Source organism: Pseudomonas sp. PGPPP1 (assembly GCF_002255865.1).
Classification (GTDB): Bacteria; Pseudomonadota; Gammaproteobacteria; order Pseudomonadales; family Pseudomonadaceae; genus Aquipseudomonas; species Aquipseudomonas cremoris.
This window is the reverse complement of record NZ_NKIG01000038.1, coordinates 1-18,289: the sequence shown is the minus strand read 5'-3', so window position 1 is coordinate 18,289 and position 18,289 is coordinate 1. Positions and strand designations below refer to the sequence as shown.

Genomic DNA, 18,289 nt, shown 5'->3' with positions numbered 1-18,289 from the left:
GTGATTTAGCTCAAAAAAGGTGCGTCATGCAGCCCTTCGTCATTGCTCCATCGATTCTCTCCGCCGACTTCGCCCGCCTGGGTGAAGAAGTGGACAAGGTGTTGGCCGCCGGTGCCGACTTCGTGCACTTCGATGTCATGGACAACCACTACGTGCCCAACCTGACCATCGGCCCGATGGTGTGCGCGGCATTGCGCAAGTACGGCATCACGGCGCCGATCGACGCGCACCTGATGGTCAGCCCGGTGGACCGCATTATCGGCGACTTCATCGAAGCCGGCGCGACCTACATCACCTTCCACCCGGAAGCCACGCTGCACGTGGACCGCACCCTGCAACTGATCCGCGAGGGCGGTTGCAAGGCGGGCCTGGTGTTCAACCCGGCGACCCCGCTGGACGTGCTCAAGTACGTGATGGACAAGGTCGACATGGTGCTGCTGATGAGCGTCAACCCAGGCTTCGGCGGGCAGAAGTTCATCCCCGGTACCCTCGACAAGCTGCGCGAAGCCCGTGCGTTGATCGATGCCTCTGGCCGTGATATCCGCCTGGAGATCGACGGTGGGGTCAACGTCAACAACATCCGTGAAATCGCCGCCGCTGGCGCCGACACCTTTGTGGCAGGCTCCGCCATCTTCAACGCGCCGAACTACCAGGACGTCATCGACAAGATGCGCGCCGAGCTGGCGCTGGCACGTCCATGAGTGGCTTTGAGCAGCTGTTCCCCGGCAAATTGCCACGGCTGGTGATGTTCGATCTGGACGGTACCTTGATCGACTCGGTGCCAGACCTGGCGGCGGCGGTGGACGAGATGCTGCTCAAGCTGGGGCGCAAGCCTGCGGGGATCGAGTCGGTGCGCATGTGGGTGGGGAACGGCGTGCAGATGCTGGTGCGCCGGGCCTTGGCGGACAACATCGATGCCGAGGGTGTCGATGAGGTCGAGGCCGAGCACGCCCTGGAACTGTTCAACGCCGCCTATGAAGACGGCCACGATCTGACCGTGGTTTACCCCGGCGTGCGCGACACCCTCAAATGGCTGAGCAAGCAGGGCGTGGAAATGGCCCTGATCACCAACAAGCCGGAACGCTTTGTTGCGCCGTTGTTGGACCAGATGAAAATTGGCCGGTATTTCCGCTGGATCATCGGCGGCGATACCCTGCCGCAGAAGAAACCCGATCCGGCGGCGCTGTTTTTTGTGATGAAAATGGCCAATATCCCGGCTTCGCAGTCGCTGTTTGTCGGCGATTCGCGCAGTGATGTGCTGGCGGCAAAAGCCGCTGGCGTGCAGTGCGTAGCGCTCAGTTATGGTTATAACCATGGCCGACCGATCGCCGAAGAGTCGCCGTCGCTGGTCATTGATGACCTGCGACTGTTAATCCCCGGTTGCTTGGGAGCGGGCGCTGAGATAACGTTGCCCGACACCGATCCGTCCCCTTCTGGAAATTCCATCGTGGTGGTCACTCGCAAACTCTGGATGAAAGTCATCAAGGCCCTGGCCCGCTGGCGTTGGCGCGCCTGACTGATCCTGGCCGCGCTGCGGCACGTTTGCATACCTGACTGTTAGACCCTCAAGCCACGAGGCACACATGATCCGCGAAGAATTCCTGCGTTTGGCCGCTGCCGGCTATAACCGTATTCCCCTGGCCTGCGAAACCCTGGCCGACTTCGACACCCCGCTGTCGATCTACCTGAAGCTGGCCGACGAGCCCAATTCCTACCTGTTGGAATCGGTACAGGGCGGCGAAAAATGGGGCCGTTACTCGATCATCGGCCTGCCGTGCCGCACCGTCATGCGCGTTCACGACCACCATGTGAGCATTACCCATGATGGCGTCGAGATCGAAAGCCACGACGTGGAAGACCCTCTGGCGTTCGTCGAAACCTTCAAGGCGCGTTACAACGTACCGACCATTCCCGGCCTGCCGCGCTTCAACGGTGGCCTGGTGGGTTATTTCGGCTATGACTGCGTGCGTTACGTGGAAAAACGCCTGGGCAAATGCCCGAACCCTGATCCGCTGGGCGTGCCGGACATTCTGCTGATGGTCTCCGATGCGGTTGTCGTCTTCGACAACCTCGCCGGCAAGATGCACGCGATTGTCCTCGCCGACCCGTCTCAGGCCGATGCTTTCGAGAGCGGCCTCGCCAGCCTTGAAGCGCTGCTGGAAAAACTGCGCCAGCCGATCACCCCGCGTCGCGGTTTGGACCTCAGCCGTCCACCAGCGGCCGACCCGGTGTTCCGCTCCAGCTTTACCCAGGATGACTACGAGCGCGCCGTCGACACCATCAAGGAATACATCCTCGCCGGTGACTGCATGCAGGTAGTGCCATCGCAGCGCATGTCCATCGACTTCAAGGCCGCGCCGATCGACCTGTACCGCGCCCTGCGTTGCTTCAACCCGACGCCGTACATGTACTTCTTCAATTTTGGCGACTTCCACGTGGTGGGCAGTTCGCCGGAAGTGCTGGTGCGCGTTGAGGACAACCTGATCACCGTGCGCCCGATTGCCGGCACTCGCCCACGTGGCGCGACCGAGGAAGCGGATCTGGCGCTGGAAGAAGACCTGCTGAGTGACGACAAGGAAATTGCCGAGCACTTGATGCTGATCGACCTGGGTCGTAATGACACCGGGCGTGTCTCGGAAATCGGTTCGGTGAAGCTCACCGAAAAGATGGTCATCGAGCGTTATTCCAACGTGATGCACATTGTGTCCAACGTCACCGGCGAGCTGAAGGCCGGCTTGACTGCGATGGACGCACTGCGCGCGATCTTGCCCGCCGGCACTTTGTCGGGCGCGCCGAAGATCCGTGCGATGGAAATCATCGACGAACTGGAGCCGGTCAAGCGGGGTGTCTACGGCGGCGCCGTGGGATATTTCGCCTGGAACGGCAACATGGACACCGCAATTGCAATCCGCACCGCCGTGATCAAGGACGGGGAGCTGCACGTGCAGGCCGGTGGCGGGATCGTCGCCGACTCGGTACCGGCCCTCGAATGGGAAGAAACCCTGAACAAGCGCCGCGCGATGTTCCGCGCCGTTGCGCTGGCTGAACAGACCCCCAATTCCTGAGGTTTCCCCATGTTGCTGATGATTGATAACTACGATTCCTTTACCTACAACGTTGTGCAGTACCTGGGCGAGCTGGGCGCCGAGGTCAAGGTGGTGCGCAACGACGAAATGACCGTGGCCGAAATCGCTGCCCTGAACCCGGAGCGCATCGTGGTTTCGCCAGGGCCGTGCACGCCGACCGAGGCGGGTATCTCGCTGGAAGCGATCAAGTTTTTTGCTGGCAAGCTGCCTATTCTCGGCGTCTGCCTGGGCCACCAGTCCATCGGTCAGGCCTTTGGCGGTGACGTAGTGCGCGCGCGCCAGGTGATGCACGGCAAGACCAGCCCGGTGTTCCATAAAGACCTGGGCGTTTTCCAGGCCCTGAACAACCCGGTGACGGTGACCCGCTACCACTCGCTGGTGGTCAAGCGTGAAACCTTGCCGGAGTGCCTGGAACTGACCGCCTGGACCCAGCTGGAAGACGGCTCGGTCGACGAGATCATGGGCCTGCGACACAAGACACTGAATATCGAAGGGGTGCAATTTCACCCTGAATCGATCCTGACCGAGCAGGGCTACGAGCTGTTCGCTAACTTTCTCAAGCAGAGCGGCGGCACGCGCTAAGGACTTTCCATGGATATCAAGACTGCCCTGAGCCGTATCGTCGGCCACCTGGACCTGAGCACCGCTGAAATGAGCGATGTGATGCGCGAGATCATGACCGGCCAATGCACCGACGCGCAGATCGGCGCGTTCATGATGGCGATGCGCATGAAGAGCGAGAGCATCGACGAGATCGTCGGCGCCGTCTCCGTGATGCGTGAGCTGGCGGACAAGGTCGAGCTCAAGACCCTCGACGGCGTGGTCGATGTGGTGGGCACCGGCGGTGACGGTGCGAACATCTTCAACGTGTCGACGGCGTCTTCTTTTGTGGTTGCGGCGGCGGGTTGCACCGTGGCCAAGCATGGTAACCGTGCTGTGTCCGGCAAGAGCGGCAGTGCCGACTTGCTGGAAGCGGCCGGCATCTACCTGAACCTTACGCCGGTGCAGGTGGCGCGTTGCATCGACAGCGTCGGCATCGGCTTTATGTTTGCCCAGTCTCACCACGGTGCGATGAAGCACGCCGCCGGCCCGCGTAAAGACCTGGGCCTGCGTACCTTGTTCAACATGCTCGGCCCGCTTACGAATCCGGCCGGTGTGAAACATCAGGTAGTGGGCGTGTTCAGCCAGGCACTGTGCCGACCATTGGCCGAAGTGCTGCAGCGTCTGGGCAGCAAGCATGTGCTGGTGGTGCATTCCAAAGACGGCCTGGACGAATTCAGCCTGGCAGCGCCGACCTTCGTGGCGGAGCTGAAGAATGACCAGGTCACTGAGTATTGGGTCGAGCCGGAAGACCTGGGCATGAAGAGCCAGAGCCTGCACGGCCTGGCCGTAGAAAGCCCGGCAGCTTCGCTGGAATTGATCCGTGATGCCCTGGGGCGTCGCAAGACCGAGAACGGTCAAAAAGCTGCCGAGATGATTGTTCTGAATGCTGGCGCGGCACTTTACGCAGCTGATCACGCCTATAGTCTTAAGGAAGGTGTCGCTTTGGCCCACGATGCGCTGCACACCGGTCTGGCTCGCGAAAAGCTCGAAGAGCTGGGAGCATTCACCGCCGTATTCAAGATGGAGAATGAAGGATGAGTGTGCCGACCGTTCTGGAAAAGATCCTGGCTCGCAAAGCTGAAGAAGTCGCTGAGCGTCGCGCCCGCGTCAGCCTGGCCGAGCTGGAAAGCCAGGCGAAAATCGCTGATGCGCCGCGTGGCTTCGCCAATGCCTTGATCGCCCAGGCCAAGCTCAAGCAGCCGGCCGTGATTGCCGAGGTGAAGAAAGCTTCGCCGAGCAAAGGCGTGATCCGCGAAAACTTTGTACCGTCGGAAATTGCCGTCAGTTATGAGAAGGGCGGGGCGACGTGCCTATCCGTACTGACTGACATCGACTACTTCCAGGGCTCCGACCTGTTCCTGCAGCAAGCGCGCGCCGCATGCAAGCTGCCGGTAATCCGCAAGGACTTCATGGTCGACCCGTACCAGATCGTCGAAGCCCGCGCCTTGGGCGCGGACTGCGTGCTGCTGATCGTCTCCGCACTGGATGACGTGAAGATGGCCGAGCTGGCCGCCGTGGCCAAAAGTGTCGGCCTGGACGTGTTGGTGGAGGTCCACGACGGCGATGAGCTGGAACGTGCGCTGAAAACCCTCGACACACCGCTGGTGGGGGTCAACAACCGCAACCTGCACACCTTCGAAGTCAGCCTGGAAAACACCCTCGACCTGCTGCCGCGTATTCCGCGCGACCGCTTGGTGATTACCGAGAGTGGCATCGTCAACCGTGCCGATGTGGAGTTGATGGAAATCAGCGGGGTGTATTCGTTCCTGGTGGGCGAGACATTTATGCGTGCGGAGAACCCTGGGGCCGAGTTGCAACGCCTGTTCTTCCCGGAGCGTGGCGTGGCGGTCAGTGGTTCGACATTAGACTGAGTTGGAACGCGGTCGGTGTGGGAGCTGGCTTGCCTGCGATAGCGGTGTATCAGTTGGCAGATATGCAACTGGTCTACCGTTATCGCAGGCAAGCCAGCTCCCACATTGGGTTTTGTGTTTGTTCAGAAAGGTAGGTGTTTGATGGTTAAGCCGGTAGCGATGACTGTTGAAGCTGGGCTTGCTGCCGAGCAAGACCTGTTGGCCGCTGTCTGCGCCGGCGAACAGGATTACGGCCTGCTGTTCTGGCAACCCAACGATCAAGCCTTGGTCATGCCGCGCCGGTTAAGTCGCCTACCCGCTTTTGAAGCCGCCAGTCAAATCTCAGCCGATGCCGGTTGGCCGGTGTTGCTGCGCGAAACCGGTGGCGAACCGGTGCCGCAATCAAGTGCCACGGTAAACATCGCGCTGGTCTACGCGCCCCCGCGCAGCGAGGGCGATCAAAGTCGTATCGAAACCGGTTACTTGCGCCTGTGCCAGCCGATATGCGATTTGCTGACCGAGTTGGGCGGCGATGCGTCTGTGGGCGAAATCGACGGCGCATTCTGCGATGGGCGCTACAACGTCAACCTCAACGGCCGCAAGATGGTTGGCACTGCCCAGCGCTGGCGCCAGAGCGGTGGGCGCCCGGTGGGTTTGGTGCATGGTGCACTGTTGCTGGACGGCGACCGTGAAGAGCTGATCGCATCCGTCAACCGCTTCAACCAGGCCTGCGGCCTCGATCAGCGGGTGCGTGTCGACAGCCATATCGCCCTGCATGAAGCCTTTCCCGCGCCCGACGCCATCAATCGGCTGGATACTCTCTACCGTCAGATGCTGGCAACTTTCCTGCCCGCTTAACGGGTGCCGAACACCACCATCGTCTTGCCTTTGACATGGACCAGGTTGCGTTCTTCCAGGTCCTTGAGCACACGGCCGACCATTTCTCGCGAGCAGCCAACAATGCGTCCGATTTCCTGGCGTGTGACTTTGATCTGCATGCCGTCGGGGTGGGTCATGGCGTCGGGTTGCTTGCACAACTCCAGCAGGCAACGCGCAACACGGCCGGTCACATCAAAAAAGGCAAGGTCGCCGACTTTGCGTGTGGTGTCCCGCAGGCGTTGGGCGATCTGACCGCTGAGGGCGTAGAGGATGTCCGGGTCGTGCTGGGCCAGTTCGCGAAATTTGGTGTAGCTGATCTCGGCGACTTCGCATTCGACCTTGGCACGTACCCAGGCGCTACGTTCCTGCTCCTTGCCCGGTTGTTCAAACAGCCCCAGTTCCCCAAAGAAATCTCCGGTGTTCAGGTAGGCGATGATCATTTCGCGGCCGTCTTCATCCTCGATCAAGATGGTGACCGAACCTTTGATAATGAAGAACAGCGTTTCAGAACGCTCGCCGGCGCAGATGATGTTGTGCTTGGCCGGGTAGCGCCGGCGCTGGCAGTGCATCAGCAGCTTGTCGAGATTCTTGATCTTGGGTATGGGAGTAAGAGCAACCATGGTTGTATCCCGAAAAGGCAGCGCAAGGGAGCGGAGTTGTTATATGTGTCGGTATCGGCATTGATACACGATGTATAAATGCTAGCAATACGCCATCGATTTGGCGCCAGCTTACCAGACACATTCTGACTCGATTAGCCAATTTGTCGGTTAAACCGGTCGTTGATCTGCTTTAGTACGAAGCACTGTCGTTATCTGGCCCTGTGCTAAGCTGGCGACCCTTTTTTAGCAGTGGAGTCTGGGCGATGAAGGCACGCATCCAATGGGCGGGCGAAGCCATGTTCCTCGGTGAGTCGGGCAGTGGCCATGTTGTGGTCATGGACGGCCCGCCGGAAGCCGGTGGCCGCAACCTGGGCGTACGTCCGATGGAAATGCTGCTGCTTGGTGTAGGCGGTTGCAGTAATTTCGACGTGGTCAGCATCCTGAAAAAATCCCGCCAGGCCGTGGAAAGCTGCGAAGCGTTCCTGGAGGCGGAGCGCGCCACTGAAGATCCCAAGGTGTTCACCAAGATCCACATGCATTTCGTGGTGAAGGGCCGAGCGCTGAAAGAAGCCCAGGTCAAGCGTGCCATCGAACTGTCGGCTGAGAAGTACTGCTCGGCGTCGATCATGCTGGGTGCGGCCGGTGTGGCCATCACCCATGATTACGAAATTATCGAGTTGGGCTGATCGGTAAATTGCCGGCCAAAAAAAGGGCGCTTAGAAAGCGCCCTTTTTTTGGTTCAGATGCGGTACGTGCTTTTGGTCATGACCTTGGCCAAGAGGCTCATGCCAAACCTTACCGGTGCGGGGAAGCGGAAGCCGCCAGCATCCAACGCGCTTTCGGCGTGGTGTTCTTCGTCTATGCGCATTTGTTCAAGAATTGCCCGGGACTTTTCGTCTTCGGCCGGCAATTGCTCCAGGTGCTCATCCAAGTGCTTGCACACTTGATGTTCGGTCGCAGCGACGAAACCGAGGCTGACCTTGTCGCTGATCAGGCCGGCCGCAGCGCCGATGCCAAACGACAGGCCATAAAACAGTGGGTTCAGCACGCTGGGGTGGCTACCCAGCTGGCGGATGCGTTGTTCGCACCAGGCTAGGTGGTCGATCTCTTCCTCGGCCGCATGCTCCATGGCCGCACGAACCTGCGGCAGCTTGGCGGTCAGCGCCTGGCCTTGGTACAGCGCCTGGGCACAGACTTCACCGGTATGGTTGATGCGCATTAGCCCGGCCACGTGGCGGGTATCGGTCTCGCTCATCTGTGCGTCGGGTTGCACGATGGCGGGCGAGGGGCGATACGGCTGGCCGCTGAACGGTAGCAACGTGCGCATGGCCATATCGGCTTGCAGTAACAGACGGTCAATCGGCGAGTAGTGACGTTGGGTAGTCATGCTGACCTCCGGAAAGAATCTCGGCGGCCAGTTTACCGCAAGAGAAGGTAATGCGTTTGCGCTGAGTCAATTTGCCCTTGTGGCGAGGGAGCTTGATCCCGTTCGAGGTCGTCACAAGCTCCCCCGGATAAGCCTCAGCCCGGCGGCCAGTTCATCTGGCGCTGACCCAGCACGTGCATGTGGATGTGGTAAACGGTCTGCCCGCCTTTCGGGTTGCAGTTCATCACTAGGCGAAAACCCTCTTCGCAACCCTGCTCCAGTGCCAGGCGCTGGGCAGTGAACAGGATATGACCGGCCAAGGCTTTATCTTCTTCGGTCAGGTCATTGAGGGTCGGGATATGTTTCTTCGGGATGACCAGGAAATGCACAGGGGCCGCTGGGTAGATATCCTTGAAGGCCAGGATCTGGTCGTCTTCGTAGATGATATCCGCGGGTATTTCTCTGTTGATGATCTTGGTGAACAGAGTATCCACAGCTGTTTCTCCATTGTGAAAGTGCAGGGTGAGTGTACCCAGCCGATCAGCGCGGGCAATAGGCCTTGTTGATTGCGCCAGCGATCTTGCGGGTCAGCCAGCGTGGGCTGAAGCGTGGGCTGAAAGCAATCCAGCGGTTGCGCCGGCCGGGGATGATAATGGCTTTGTTCTTTTCCAGGGCACGTACGGTGTAGAGCGCCACTTCTTCCGGGCTCATCAGTTTGTCACTGCGATCCAGTTTGGCGGTGTCCATTTGCGCCGTGCCGAAGAACGCGGTGCGTGTCGGGCCGGGGCAGAGGACCGAGACTTTGATGCCACAGCTCTTCAATTCTTCGCGCAACCCTTCGGAGAAGTGCAATACGTAAGCCTTGCTGGCGTAGTAGCTGCTCATCCATGGGCCGGGCTGGAAGGCGGCAACCGAGGCGACATTCAGGATTTGTCCGCCGCCGTAGAGCGCCATGGCATTGCCAAGGGCGTGGCACATGCGGGTCAGGGCCAGGACGTTGACTTCAATCAGGTCTTGCTCGGTCATCCAGTCCTGAGCCAGGAAAGGCCCGCTGGTGCCAATGCCGGCGCAGTTGACCAGCAGGTCGATCTGCCGCTCGCCTTCTTCAAGCTCCAGCAGGAACCCGGACAAGCGCAGCGGCTCGCCCAGGTCGCAGGCACGAAAAAGCACCTCGACGCCGAAACGTTGAGTCAATTCGATTGCAATGCTTTCCAACTGATCACGCTGGCGGGCCACCAGAATCAAGCTGCGGCCGCGACGGGCCAAGGCCTCGGCCAAAGCCAGGCCGATGCCGCTGGAGGCACCGGTGATCAGAGCGTAACGGGTCATGCCTTTCTCCATCGCAACGCCGCCGGGCCTGTGACAGTGGCATCACAGGCGGCGGGCGTTTCTTCACTGTTCTGGAGAGTCTACAGGTTCAGCCGCCTCGTCAGCACTTTGCGCGTCGTCTTCATCAACGGTCACGTCTTGGTCGATAGCGTCGTCGGAGGTGATGGAGCTGCTTTCGTAGCTGCTGCCCACATTGGCTTCGAGTTGGTCGAGGTAGCCGTTCATGCCCAGGCTGAGCACAAGGATGAGCATCAACGGAATGAACGCCAGCCACAGGGAGGCCAGAACTTTTACCGCAGTGGAGTTACGCGGTGGTGGCGCACCGTATTGGTTAGCTCCGGGGTTACCCGGCAACACCAGCAGCAGCAGCGGGAAAATGCTGTTTACGAGCGGGACCAGGTTCAGCAAATACAGCCAGCCGGACCAGCCCAGGTCATGCAAACGTTGCACGCCAATTTGTACGCTGACCACGGTGAGCACAATAAACAGTGCAAAGCCCAGCAGCGAACCAAGAATGATCCCCAAGGTCGGCGAAGCAGTCGCCACGGCGAAGCTGGCGGTGGCGATGATGCCCGAGGCGACGAGCATTGCGACACTCAGCACGAGCATCCATGCCAGGTAGCGCAGGCGCCCAATGCGTCCGTGGATAGTGAAGACGTTGAGCGACGAGTATTCCGGCAGATCATCACCTACGGCAGCACGTGGCGGCGCATAGGGCGAGGCGCTCGCGTGCGAAAAATCACTGGCGCTGGAGCTTGTCTCGTGGGTTTCGGCAAGGCTGAACGCCACGGGTTGCTCCGCCTCGATGCGTGCATCGACCCCGGCGTTTTTCAGCGCAGACAAGTAGGTTTCGGCATCCGGGCGTGAAAGGTCGCGTTTGAGGGCGACTGGACGGCCGGTAAAGAGCTTCTCGATTGCTTCGACGTCACTCTTGAACAGCTCGGCGAGGTTCAGCTTGGCAGTGGTGCTTTCGACCCCCGGAAGCAAGGCTCCATCAAACACAATCTTGAAACGGCTGTCGCTCATGCGGGCATCCTTGTCACTGAATCAGGGAGGGGGCAGGCCTGCTCAATCGGCAGGCCTTGCGTTAGGGTCAGCGTGGCCAGCGCAATTGTACCGCCTGTTCGCGTGCCTTGCGGTATTCGGCATCCAGGCGGGCAACGAGTTCATCGACGCTGAGTAAATCATTGATCTCACCAACGCCTTGGCCGGCGGACCATACGGTCTTCCAGGCCTTGGCTTCGTCGCTTAGTGGTTTGAGTTTGGAGCCGAAGTTGACTTCGCCTTTGCCTTGCAGAGCTGCGAGGTCGAAGCCGGCATTTTCCAGGCTCTGGCGCATAAAGCTGGCGGGCACACCGGAGACAGCCGAAGTGTGCACGATATCGGCAGCGCGCGATGTGAGTAGCATCTCTTTATAGGCATCCGGGGCGTGGCTTTCGGTCGTGCCGATGAAGCGCGTGCCGAAGTAGGCCAGGTCTGCTCCCAGCAATTGGGCAGCGAGAATCTCGTGCCCGTGATTGAGGCAGCCGGCCAGCAGCAAGGTTTTGTCGAAGAACTGGCGAATTTCTGCAATCAGTGCGAAGGGGCTCCAGGTACCCGCGTGGCCCCCTGCGCCAGCGGCCACGGCGATCAAACCATCTACACCGGCTTCGGCCGCTTTTTCGGCATGGCGCCGAGTGGTGACGTCATGAAACACCAGGCCGCCGTAACTGTGCACCGCATCGACCAGTTCTTTCACCGCGCCCAGGCTGGTGATGACGATGGGCACTTTGTGCTCGACGCAAATCGCCAGATCGGCCTCCAGCCTTGGGTTGCTGTTATGCACGATCAGGTTGACGGCGTAAGGCGCGGGGTTGTCCAGTTGCGCCAGGCCCGCCTCGATTTCTTCCAGCCAGGCCTTGAAGCCACTGCTTTCGCGCTGGTTGAGCGCCGGGAAACTCCCGACCACCCCATTGCGACAGCACGCCAGGACCAGTTGCGGGTTGGAAATCAGGAACATCGGCGCAGCCACTACAGGCAGGCGCAGACGTTGTTCAAGCAAAACGGGCAGCGACATTGGAGGTACCCCGTGTGATTGAAGTTAGAACGGTTTGACCACGACCAAAATTACGATAGCCAGCAATAACAGAACCGGTACTTCATTGAACCAGCGATAAAAGACATGGCTGCGGGTGTTTTCGCCACGGGCAAAACGTTTTACCTGTGCGCCGCACATGTGGTGGTAGCCGATCAGCAGGACAACGAGGGTGAGTTTGGCGTGGATCCAGCCGCCGGATTGAAAGATGCTCGGGTTCAAGTAGATCAGCCAGCCGCCGAAAATCAGTGCGGCAATCATCGCCGGCCCCATGATGCCGCGGTACAGCTTGCGTTCCATGATGCTGAAGCGTTCCTTGCTGACGGTGTCTTCGCTTTGAGCGTGGTAGACGAACAGGCGCGGAAGGTAGAACAGCCCGGCAAACCAGCAGACGATGCTGATGATGTGGAAGGCTTTGACCCATAGATAAAGCATTTTTAGTTATTCCCAGGTTCACGGTAGCGAAGATAGTAGTGGCTCATGCGCCCGTACGTCACGTTGACGGTTGTCGCAGGACGATACGGCCCCTATTATCGACGGCTTTCCAGTGGGTTCGTTGAGGGCAGGTTTATGGTCAAGGTCGGTATCGTCGGCGGCACGGGTTACACCGGTGTCGAATTGCTGCGTCTGTTGGCACAGCATCCGCAAGCAGAAGTGGTGGTCATCACTTCCCGATCCGAGGCCGGGCTAGCCGTGGCCGATATGTACCCGAACCTGCGCGGCCACTACGATGGCCTGGCGTTCAGCGTTCCGGATATCAAGACCCTGGGCGCCTGTGACGTGGTGTTCTTTGCCACGCCGCACGGTGTGGCACATGCGCTCGCCGGTGAACTGCTGGCTGCTGGTACCAAGGTCATCGACCTGTCGGCGGACTTCCGTCTGCAAGACGCCGATGAGTGGGCCAAGTGGTATGGCCAGCCTCATGGTGCGCCGCAATTGTTGGAAGAGGCGGTGTACGGCCTGCCCGAAGTCAATCGTGAACAAATCAAACAAGCGCGCCTGATTGCTGTGCCGGGCTGCTACCCAACCGCAACGCAGCTGGGTTTCCTGCCACTGCTCGAGGCGGGGCTGGCGGATGCATCGCGTTTGATCGCGGACTGCAAGTCGGGAGTCAGCGGCGCTGGTCGTGGCGCGGCGGTAGGTTCGCTGTACTCCGAGACGTCGGAAAGCATGAAGGCCTATGCGGTAAAGGGGCATCGTCACTTGCCGGAAATCCGCCAAGGCCTGCGTCGCGCTGCCGGTAAAGATGTGGGCCTGACCTTCGTACCGCACTTGACGCCGATGATCCGTGGCATTCACTCCACCTTGTACGCAACCGTGGTGGACCGCTCGGTCGACCTGCAGGCGCTGTTCGAGAAGCGCTACGCCAACGAACCGTTCGTCGATGTGATGCCTGCTGGCAGCCACCCGGAAACCCGCAGTGTCCGTGGTGCCAACGTGTGCCGTATTGCTGTGCACCGTCCGCAGGATGGCGATTTGGTGGTGGTGTTGTCGGTAATCGATAACCTGGTCAAGGGCGCGTCGGGCCAGGCTGTACAGAACATGAACATCTTGTTTGGACTGGATGAGAAGCTGGGCTTGTCCCACGCAGGCATGCTGCCTTAACGCGGCTTGGTCGCTCAGCAAAAGGCCCGTTGATCGGGCCTTTTGTGTTTTTAATGGCAGCAGCGCAGATTGATATACCGTAACAATAGTTGACCGCTTTTCTAGGAGAAGCGGATAATGCCCGCCATTACGCATATGGCGGCGGTACGCCGGGAGATTATCAGCATGAGCGTTGAATCCTTCACCCCCACGGCTTTGCAATTCACCCACGGTGCTGCGCACAAGGTGAAGAGCCTGGTCGATGAAGAGGGTAATGATCGCTTGAAGCTGCGCGTATTCGTTACGGGCGGCGGTTGTTCAGGGTTTCAGTACGGTTTTACCTTCGATGAAGACGTGGCCGACGATGACACCATCGTCGAGCGCGAGGGCGTGAGCCTGGTCGTGGACCCGATGAGCTTCCAATACCTGGCGGGTGCCGAGGTGGATTACCAGGAAGGTTTGGAAGGTTCGCGCTTCGTGATCAAGAACCCTAATGCTACGACCACCTGTGGTTGTGGGTCTTCGTTCTCGATCTGATCGATAACAAGATCGCAGCGAATAAAAAACGCCGCTGGGCTTTCATGGCTCAAGCGGCGTTTTGCTATCTGGGGTTCAAGCGGGATAGATCGCGCCCAGTACGCGAAGCCCACGTGCGCCAGTGACGCTAGGGCGATTGGCGGCGATGCCTTCGAGGCAGCAATGGGCTAGCCAGGCGAAGGCCATGGCTTCGACCCAGTCGGGGTCTACGCCGTAAGTGGCGGTACTGCCAACCTGGGTGGCTGGCAGCAACGCGGCCAGGCGATTCATCAACGCGCTGTTGTGGGCGCCGCCGCCGCAGACCAGCAGGGTTTCGGTGTGAGGTTGCGCGTTGTGCAGGGACTCAACGATGGTCAGCGCGGTCAGTTCAAGCAAGGTGGCCTGAACGTTCTGGCGTTCGAATGTGGGTAAGCGGTCAAGGTGTTGCTGTAACCAGCCCAGGTTGAACACTTCGCGGCCGGTGCTTTTAGGGCCGGTTGTGACAAAGAACGGGTCGCTGAGCAGCGCGTTGAGCAGTTGCGGTTCAGGCGTGCCACTGGCTGCCCACTGCCCATCGCGATCAAAATGTTCGCCCTTTTGGTGGTGAATCCACGCGTCGAGTAGAACGTTGCCCGGGCCGCAGTCGAAGCCGGAAACAGGTTTTCCGGTTTCGATCAGGCTGAGGTTGCTGAAACCGCCCACATTCAATACCGCACGATTCCCAGTGCTTTCGCCGAACAGCGCTTCATGAAAGGCCGGGACCAAGGGCGCGCCTTGGCCACCGGCCGCTACATCGCGGCTACGGAAGTCGCTGACCACTGTAATGCCTGTGAGCTCAGTGAGAAGTGCCGGGTTGCCAATCTGGACGGTAAAGCCGCGGGCAGGTTCATGGCGAATGGTTTGGCCATGACTGCCAATCGCGCGAATATCCTGGGGCTTGAGGTTTTGCTGGTCGAGCAGGGCGTGAATGCCTTGCGCGGCGAGAGTCACCCAGTACTGCTGGGCAATGGCCGATCGGGCGATCTCATCCGGGCCACTGGCGCACAAGCTGAGCAGCTCCGCACGCAGTGAGTCTGGCATGGGAATGTAGTGAGTGGCGATCAGCGTGATCGCCGAGTCTTGCTCGATCAGGGCAATGTCCAGGCCGTCGAGGCTGGTCCCGGACATCACACCAATATAGCGCGGCATCTGTTAGCGCTTCGCCGACGCGAGCAAGGTAGAGCGTTCCTGATCCATGCGTGCCATCAGCGGCTGGCTCTGCTGCATGAAGCGAGCGCGTTCGGCCTTGGCAATTGGATCGGCCATCGGCAGCTTCTGGCCCAACGGATCGACATGGACGCCGTTGACCTGGAACTCATAGTGCAAGTGCGGGCCAGTGGACAGGCCGGTAGTGCCGATATAACCAATCACTTGGCCTTGTTTCACTGTGCCGCCGGTTTGCACGCCTTTTGCGAAACCTTGCATGTGGCCATACAGCGTACGGTAGGTGTTGCCGTGTTGGATGATCACGGTGTTGCCATAACCACCGCGACGCCCGGCCAACAGTACTTTGCCATCCCCGGCTGCTTTGATAGGTGTGCCACGCGGAGCTGCGTAGTCGACGCCTTTGTGGGCGCGGATTTTGTTCAGAATTGGATGCTTGCGACCCATAGAGAAGCGCGAGCTAATACGAGCGAAGTCTACCGGCGTACGGATAAAGGCTTTGCGCATGCTGTTGCCGTCGGCGGTGTAGTAGCTGCTGTTGCCTTGTTTGTTGGTGTAGCGCACGGCGGTGTAGGTCTTGCCGCGGTTGGTGAAGCGCGCGGAAAGGATATTGCCCGTGCCGACTACTTTGCCGTTGGCGACTTTCTGTTCGTAGATCACATCGAATTCGTCGCCTTGGCGGATGTCCTGAGCGAAGTCGATGTCGTAGCCGAACACGCTGGCCATGTCCATCGTCATGCTGTGGGACAAGCCTGCGCGGGCGGCGGACTGCGACAAGGAACTGTTGATAACGCCGTGTACGTAGGCGGAGCGCATAACCGGTTTGGTGGTGATGCGGTTGAAAGCAAAGCCTTTGGCGCCCTTGGTCAGGGTGATGCTTTCGAGATCGCTGACGTTGCTGTGCAGATTATTCAGCGAGCCGTCGGGGCTGAATTCGAACTGAAGCTTTTGGCCATGTTTGAGCTGGGTGAACTGCTTGGCTTGTTTATCGCTCGCCAGTACTTCATTCACCGTGGCGGCGGGCAGGCCGACCTTTTCAAACAGTGTCGAGAGCGTATCGCCTTTCGCCACGATCACTTCGCGGTGCAAGGGGTTCTTGGCCGTGTCGGCAGCAGGCGCAGCTTGATCTTGTGTGGCTTGTTGAGTGTCTTCGGGGCTGTTGTCTATTTGGGCGAACGGTGATTCGGTTGGAGCATTTGTGGCTTGTTGTGCGTCGGAAGCGTCTTGATCTTGTGTCAGTTGCTCAACCGGGCTTTCCAGGTCAAGGCTTAGGGATGTTCGTTTGGCTTCTACGTCACTGGAAGGGAATACCAGGAGTGCCAGGCTGAGAAGAGCGGCGATACCACTTGCGGCGAGCAAGTGGGTCTTCGGGTAAAGCGGCGGCGCTTTAGACGGTTCTGTGGTCATAAGTAATTTTGACTTTGAAGATGAAATGGAAAAGATGAATGACATGATGAAGATGAAATAACTGTATAAAATATAACCAAATCATCTGTGGCGCAAGCTCGCGAACGCCGGGCTTGCTGAACGGTGTCCGTGCGCAGGGCAAAACTTGTAATTAGTCCCTGATCTTGTATGGTTGGTTCCCTTTTGAATCTGAGCCTTGCGGGTCTGTTATGAAGTCGGTTGAAGAGCAGCTAGCGCTGATAAAACGTGGTGCGGAAGAACTGTTGGTCGAGGCTGAGCTGATCGAAAAGCTCAAGCGTGGCCAACCCCTGCGTATTAAAGCCGGCTTTGACCCGACGGCGCCGGATCTGCATCTGGGTCACACCGTGCTTATTAATAAGCTGCGCCAGTTCCAGGAGCTGGGGCATCAGGTCATCTTCCTTATAGGTGACTTCACCGGGATGATCGGTGATCCGAGCGGCAAGAGTGCAACGCGCCCGCCGTTGACTCGTGAGCAGGTTCTGGATAATGCCGAGACCTATAAGACTCAGGTGTTCAAGATTCTCGATCCGGCGAAGACCGAAGTGGCGTTCAACTCCACTTGGATGGATCAGATGGGGCCAGCGGATTTCATTCGTCTGACCTCCCAGTACACCGTGGCCCGTATGCTCGAGCGCGATGACTTCGACAAGCGCTACTCCACCAATCAGCCAATCGCAATTCACGAGTTCCTCTATCCGCTGGTTCAGGGGTATGACTCGGTAGCGCTGCGTGCGGATGTTGAGTTGGGTGGCACGGACCAGAAGTTCAACCTGCTGATGGGGCGTGAGTTGCAGCGTGCGTACGGGCAAGAGGCCCAGTGCATTCTGACCATGCCTTTGCTGGAAGGGCTGGATGGCGTCAAGAAGATGTCCAAGTCCTTGGGTAACTACGTAGGGATCCAAGAAGCGCCTGGCGTGATGTACGGCAAGCTGGTTTCTATTCCTGATGCATTGATGTGGCGCTACTTCGAGCTGTTGAGTTTCCGTTCGATGGATGAGATCAATGCGCTGCGTGCCGACGTTGAGGCGGGTGCGAATCCGCGTGACGTGAAGATCAAGCTGGCGGAAGAGATTGTGGCGCGCTTCCATGGTGAGGAGGCTGCAGCCAACGCTCACCGTGCGGCGGGCAATCGTATGAAAGACGGCGAGCTGCCGGATGACTTGCCGGAAATTGAGCTGGCTGCTTCAGAGGCTATGCCGATTGCCGCCGTTCTTAATAAGGCGGGCCTGGTTAAGAACTCGGCGGTTGCTCGTGACCTGCTGGGGTCGGGAGGTGTGCGTATTGATGGTGAGGTTGTCGATCGCACCTTTATATACAAGCTGGGCGCCACCCATGTTTGTCAGGCAGGGAAGAAGGCATTTGCGCGTATTACGCTCAAATCCGAATAAGTCTGAAATTAGGTGTTGACGGCGAATTATATCTGTCTATAATTCGCCCCACTTCCGGCGCAGTCGAAACGGAAAACTCCTTGGTAAACAATGAGTTATGTAGGTTTCGGCAGTCAGTTGCTTCAGTTCATCGAAGCTCGCAGGAAGTTGAAAAAGAGGTGTTGACAGCAGCGTGTAACGCTGTAGAATTCGCCTCCCGCTAACGAGTGATCGGAAGCGCAAGTGGTTGAAGTTGTTGAAGAAATCTTCGAAAACTTCTGAAAATAATCACTTGACAGCAAATGAGGCTGCTGTAGAATGCGCGCCTCGGTTGAGGCGAAAGATCTTAACCAACCGCTCTTTAACAACTGAATCAAGCAATTCGTGTGGGTGCTTGTGGAG

At 58.9% G+C, this 18,289-nt stretch carries 20 protein-coding genes; 11 read left to right on the top strand and 9 right to left on the bottom strand.

Annotated elements, in window-relative coordinates; translation table 11 throughout:
* Positions 1-26 precede the first annotated feature (26 nt).
* The 7 genes from rpe to CFE47_RS27955 all read left to right on the top strand — a co-directional run bounded on the left by rpe (position 27) and on the right by CFE47_RS27955 (position 6,397).
* Positions 27-701 (top strand): ribulose-phosphate 3-epimerase, encoded by a 675-nt coding sequence (rpe, locus tag CFE47_RS27985; RefSeq protein ID WP_122487302.1) that lies wholly within the window; start codon positions 27-29, stop codon positions 699-701.
* Positions 698-1,516, top strand: a complete 819-nt coding sequence (locus CFE47_RS27980) for a phosphoglycolate phosphatase (RefSeq protein ID WP_185709291.1) — start codon at positions 698-700, stop codon at positions 1,514-1,516. The genes rpe and CFE47_RS27980 overlap by 4 nt, the downstream gene beginning before the upstream one ends.
* 67 nt (positions 1,517-1,583) lie before the next feature.
* Positions 1,584-3,065: an anthranilate synthase component I gene (gene trpE, locus CFE47_RS27975; protein WP_286841988.1), complete on the top strand. Its 1,482-nt coding sequence runs from the start codon at positions 1,584-1,586 to the stop codon at positions 3,063-3,065.
* A gap of 9 nt (positions 3,066-3,074) precedes the next feature.
* The gene (locus CFE47_RS27970) at positions 3,075-3,668 is read left to right on the top strand and encodes an aminodeoxychorismate/anthranilate synthase component II (RefSeq protein ID WP_286841986.1); all 594 of its coding nucleotides are present in this window, start codon (positions 3,075-3,077) and stop codon (positions 3,666-3,668) included.
* 9 nt (positions 3,669-3,677) lie between these two features.
* On the top strand, positions 3,678-4,727 hold the full coding sequence (gene trpD / locus CFE47_RS27965) for an anthranilate phosphoribosyltransferase (protein ID WP_010206948.1): 1,050 nt from the start codon (positions 3,678-3,680) through the stop codon (positions 4,725-4,727).
* Positions 4,724-5,560, top strand: a complete 837-nt coding sequence (trpC, locus tag CFE47_RS27960) for an indole-3-glycerol phosphate synthase TrpC (RefSeq protein WP_286841983.1) — start codon at positions 4,724-4,726, stop codon at positions 5,558-5,560. Before trpD ends, trpC begins: the two co-directional genes overlap by 4 nt.
* 141 nt (positions 5,561-5,701) lie before the next feature.
* Positions 5,702-6,397: a lipoate--protein ligase family protein gene (locus CFE47_RS27955; protein ID WP_286841981.1), complete on the top strand. Its 696-nt coding sequence runs from the start codon at positions 5,702-5,704 to the stop codon at positions 6,395-6,397.
* Here the strand turns inward: CFE47_RS27955 and crp are convergent.
* Positions 6,394-7,038 (bottom strand): cAMP-activated global transcriptional regulator CRP, encoded by a 645-nt coding sequence (crp, locus tag CFE47_RS27950; RefSeq protein ID WP_185709296.1) that lies wholly within the window; start codon positions 7,036-7,038, stop codon positions 6,394-6,396. The genes CFE47_RS27955 and crp overlap by 4 nt on opposite strands.
* Positions 7,039-7,283: 245 nt before the next feature.
* On the opposite strand from crp, the gene CFE47_RS27945 reads away from it, so the two are divergent.
* A complete protein-coding gene (locus tag CFE47_RS27945) occupies positions 7,284-7,706 on the top strand; it encodes an OsmC family protein (protein ID WP_005792019.1) in 423 nt (140 codons plus the stop codon).
* A gap of 53 nt (positions 7,707-7,759) precedes the next feature.
* On the opposite strand, the gene coq7 is transcribed toward CFE47_RS27945, so the two are convergent.
* From coq7 to hemJ, 6 genes are all read right to left on the bottom strand, one after another.
* On the bottom strand, positions 7,760-8,407 hold the full coding sequence (coq7, locus tag CFE47_RS27940) for a 2-polyprenyl-3-methyl-6-methoxy-1,4-benzoquinone monooxygenase (protein WP_017739622.1): 648 nt from the start codon (positions 8,405-8,407) through the stop codon (positions 7,760-7,762).
* A gap of 134 nt (positions 8,408-8,541) precedes the next feature.
* On the bottom strand, positions 8,542-8,880 hold the full coding sequence (locus CFE47_RS27935) for a histidine triad nucleotide-binding protein (RefSeq protein WP_135289088.1): 339 nt from the start codon (positions 8,878-8,880) through the stop codon (positions 8,542-8,544).
* A 46-nt stretch (positions 8,881-8,926) separates the two neighbouring features.
* Entirely contained in the window at positions 8,927-9,715 is a 789-nt protein-coding gene (locus CFE47_RS27930) for an SDR family NAD(P)-dependent oxidoreductase (RefSeq protein ID WP_185709297.1), read from the bottom strand.
* 63 nt (positions 9,716-9,778) lie between these two features.
* Positions 9,779-10,741, bottom strand: a complete 963-nt coding sequence (locus CFE47_RS27925) for a DUF805 domain-containing protein (RefSeq protein WP_286841975.1) — start codon at positions 10,739-10,741, stop codon at positions 9,779-9,781.
* A gap of 67 nt (positions 10,742-10,808) precedes the next feature.
* A complete protein-coding gene (locus tag CFE47_RS27920; RefSeq protein WP_286841973.1) occupies positions 10,809-11,771 on the bottom strand; it encodes an NAD(P)H-dependent flavin oxidoreductase in 963 nt (320 codons plus the stop codon).
* A gap of 24 nt (positions 11,772-11,795) precedes the next feature.
* Positions 11,796-12,224, bottom strand: coding sequence for a protoporphyrinogen oxidase HemJ (gene hemJ, locus CFE47_RS27915; RefSeq protein ID WP_286841971.1), 429 nt, complete (start codon positions 12,222-12,224; stop codon positions 11,796-11,798).
* A 135-nt stretch (positions 12,225-12,359) separates the two neighbouring features.
* Between hemJ and argC the strand changes: the two genes are divergently transcribed.
* Together argC and erpA are read left to right on the top strand one after the other, a co-directional pair.
* Positions 12,360-13,394 (top strand): N-acetyl-gamma-glutamyl-phosphate reductase, encoded by a 1,035-nt coding sequence (gene argC, locus CFE47_RS27910; protein WP_003210935.1) that lies wholly within the window; start codon positions 12,360-12,362, stop codon positions 13,392-13,394.
* Between the two features lie 165 nt (positions 13,395-13,559).
* Positions 13,560-13,910: an iron-sulfur cluster insertion protein ErpA gene (erpA, locus tag CFE47_RS27905; RefSeq protein WP_003176443.1), complete on the top strand. Its 351-nt coding sequence runs from the start codon at positions 13,560-13,562 to the stop codon at positions 13,908-13,910.
* Positions 13,911-13,985: 75 nt separating this feature from the next.
* On the opposite strand, the gene CFE47_RS27900 is transcribed toward erpA, so the two are convergent.
* Both CFE47_RS27900 and CFE47_RS27895 read right to left on the bottom strand, forming a co-directional pair.
* Complete coding sequence (locus tag CFE47_RS27900) at positions 13,986-15,077, bottom strand: anhydro-N-acetylmuramic acid kinase (RefSeq protein WP_286841968.1); 1,092 nt, start codon at positions 15,075-15,077, stop codon at positions 13,986-13,988.
* A gap of 3 nt (positions 15,078-15,080) precedes the next feature.
* Positions 15,081-16,499: a peptidoglycan DD-metalloendopeptidase family protein gene (locus CFE47_RS27895; RefSeq protein ID WP_286841966.1), complete on the bottom strand. Its 1,419-nt coding sequence runs from the start codon at positions 16,497-16,499 to the stop codon at positions 15,081-15,083.
* 209 nt (positions 16,500-16,708) lie between these two features.
* Here CFE47_RS27895 and tyrS point away from each other — a divergent pair, with 209 nt between their 5' ends.
* Positions 16,709-17,908, top strand: a complete 1,200-nt coding sequence (gene tyrS, locus CFE47_RS27890) for a tyrosine--tRNA ligase (protein WP_286841965.1) — start codon at positions 16,709-16,711, stop codon at positions 17,906-17,908.
* Positions 17,909-18,289 lie beyond the last annotated feature (381 nt).

Excerpts from the sequence above, each read along its gene's own strand:
- rpe (WP_122487302.1), top strand. The coding sequence starts at position 27 with ATGCAGCCCTTCGTCATTGCTCCATCGATTCTCTCCGCCGACTTCGCC.
- CFE47_RS27980 (WP_185709291.1), top strand. The coding sequence starts at position 698 with ATGAGTGGCTTTGAGCAGCTGTTCCCCGGCAAATTGCCACGGCTGGTG.
- trpE (WP_286841988.1), top strand. The coding sequence starts at position 1,584 with ATGATCCGCGAAGAATTCCTGCGTTTGGCCGCTGCCGGCTATAACCGT.
- CFE47_RS27970 (WP_286841986.1), top strand. The coding sequence starts at position 3,075 with ATGTTGCTGATGATTGATAACTACGATTCCTTTACCTACAACGTTGTG.
- trpD (WP_010206948.1), top strand. The coding sequence starts at position 3,678 with ATGGATATCAAGACTGCCCTGAGCCGTATCGTCGGCCACCTGGACCTG.
- trpC (WP_286841983.1), top strand. The coding sequence starts at position 4,724 with ATGAGTGTGCCGACCGTTCTGGAAAAGATCCTGGCTCGCAAAGCTGAA.
- CFE47_RS27955 (WP_286841981.1), top strand. The coding sequence starts at position 5,702 with ATGGTTAAGCCGGTAGCGATGACTGTTGAAGCTGGGCTTGCTGCCGAG.
- crp (WP_185709296.1), bottom strand. The coding sequence starts at position 7,038 with ATGGTTGCTCTTACTCCCATACCCAAGATCAAGAATCTCGACAAGCTG.
- CFE47_RS27945 (WP_005792019.1), top strand. The coding sequence starts at position 7,284 with ATGAAGGCACGCATCCAATGGGCGGGCGAAGCCATGTTCCTCGGTGAG.
- coq7 (WP_017739622.1), bottom strand. The coding sequence starts at position 8,407 with ATGACTACCCAACGTCACTACTCGCCGATTGACCGTCTGTTACTGCAA.
- CFE47_RS27930 (WP_185709297.1), bottom strand. The coding sequence starts at position 9,715 with ATGACCCGTTACGCTCTGATCACCGGTGCCTCCAGCGGCATCGGCCTG.
- CFE47_RS27925 (WP_286841975.1), bottom strand. The coding sequence starts at position 10,741 with ATGAGCGACAGCCGTTTCAAGATTGTGTTTGATGGAGCCTTGCTTCCG.
- CFE47_RS27920 (WP_286841973.1), bottom strand. The coding sequence starts at position 11,771 with ATGTCGCTGCCCGTTTTGCTTGAACAACGTCTGCGCCTGCCTGTAGTG.
- hemJ (WP_286841971.1), bottom strand. The coding sequence starts at position 12,224 with ATGCTTTATCTATGGGTCAAAGCCTTCCACATCATCAGCATCGTCTGC.
- argC (WP_003210935.1), top strand. The coding sequence starts at position 12,360 with ATGGTCAAGGTCGGTATCGTCGGCGGCACGGGTTACACCGGTGTCGAA.
- erpA (WP_003176443.1), top strand. The coding sequence starts at position 13,560 with ATGAGCGTTGAATCCTTCACCCCCACGGCTTTGCAATTCACCCACGGT.
- CFE47_RS27900 (WP_286841968.1), bottom strand. The coding sequence starts at position 15,077 with ATGCCGCGCTATATTGGTGTGATGTCCGGGACCAGCCTCGACGGCCTG.
- CFE47_RS27895 (WP_286841966.1), bottom strand. The coding sequence starts at position 16,499 with ATGACCACAGAACCGTCTAAAGCGCCGCCGCTTTACCCGAAGACCCAC.
- tyrS (WP_286841965.1), top strand. The coding sequence starts at position 16,709 with ATGAAGTCGGTTGAAGAGCAGCTAGCGCTGATAAAACGTGGTGCGGAA.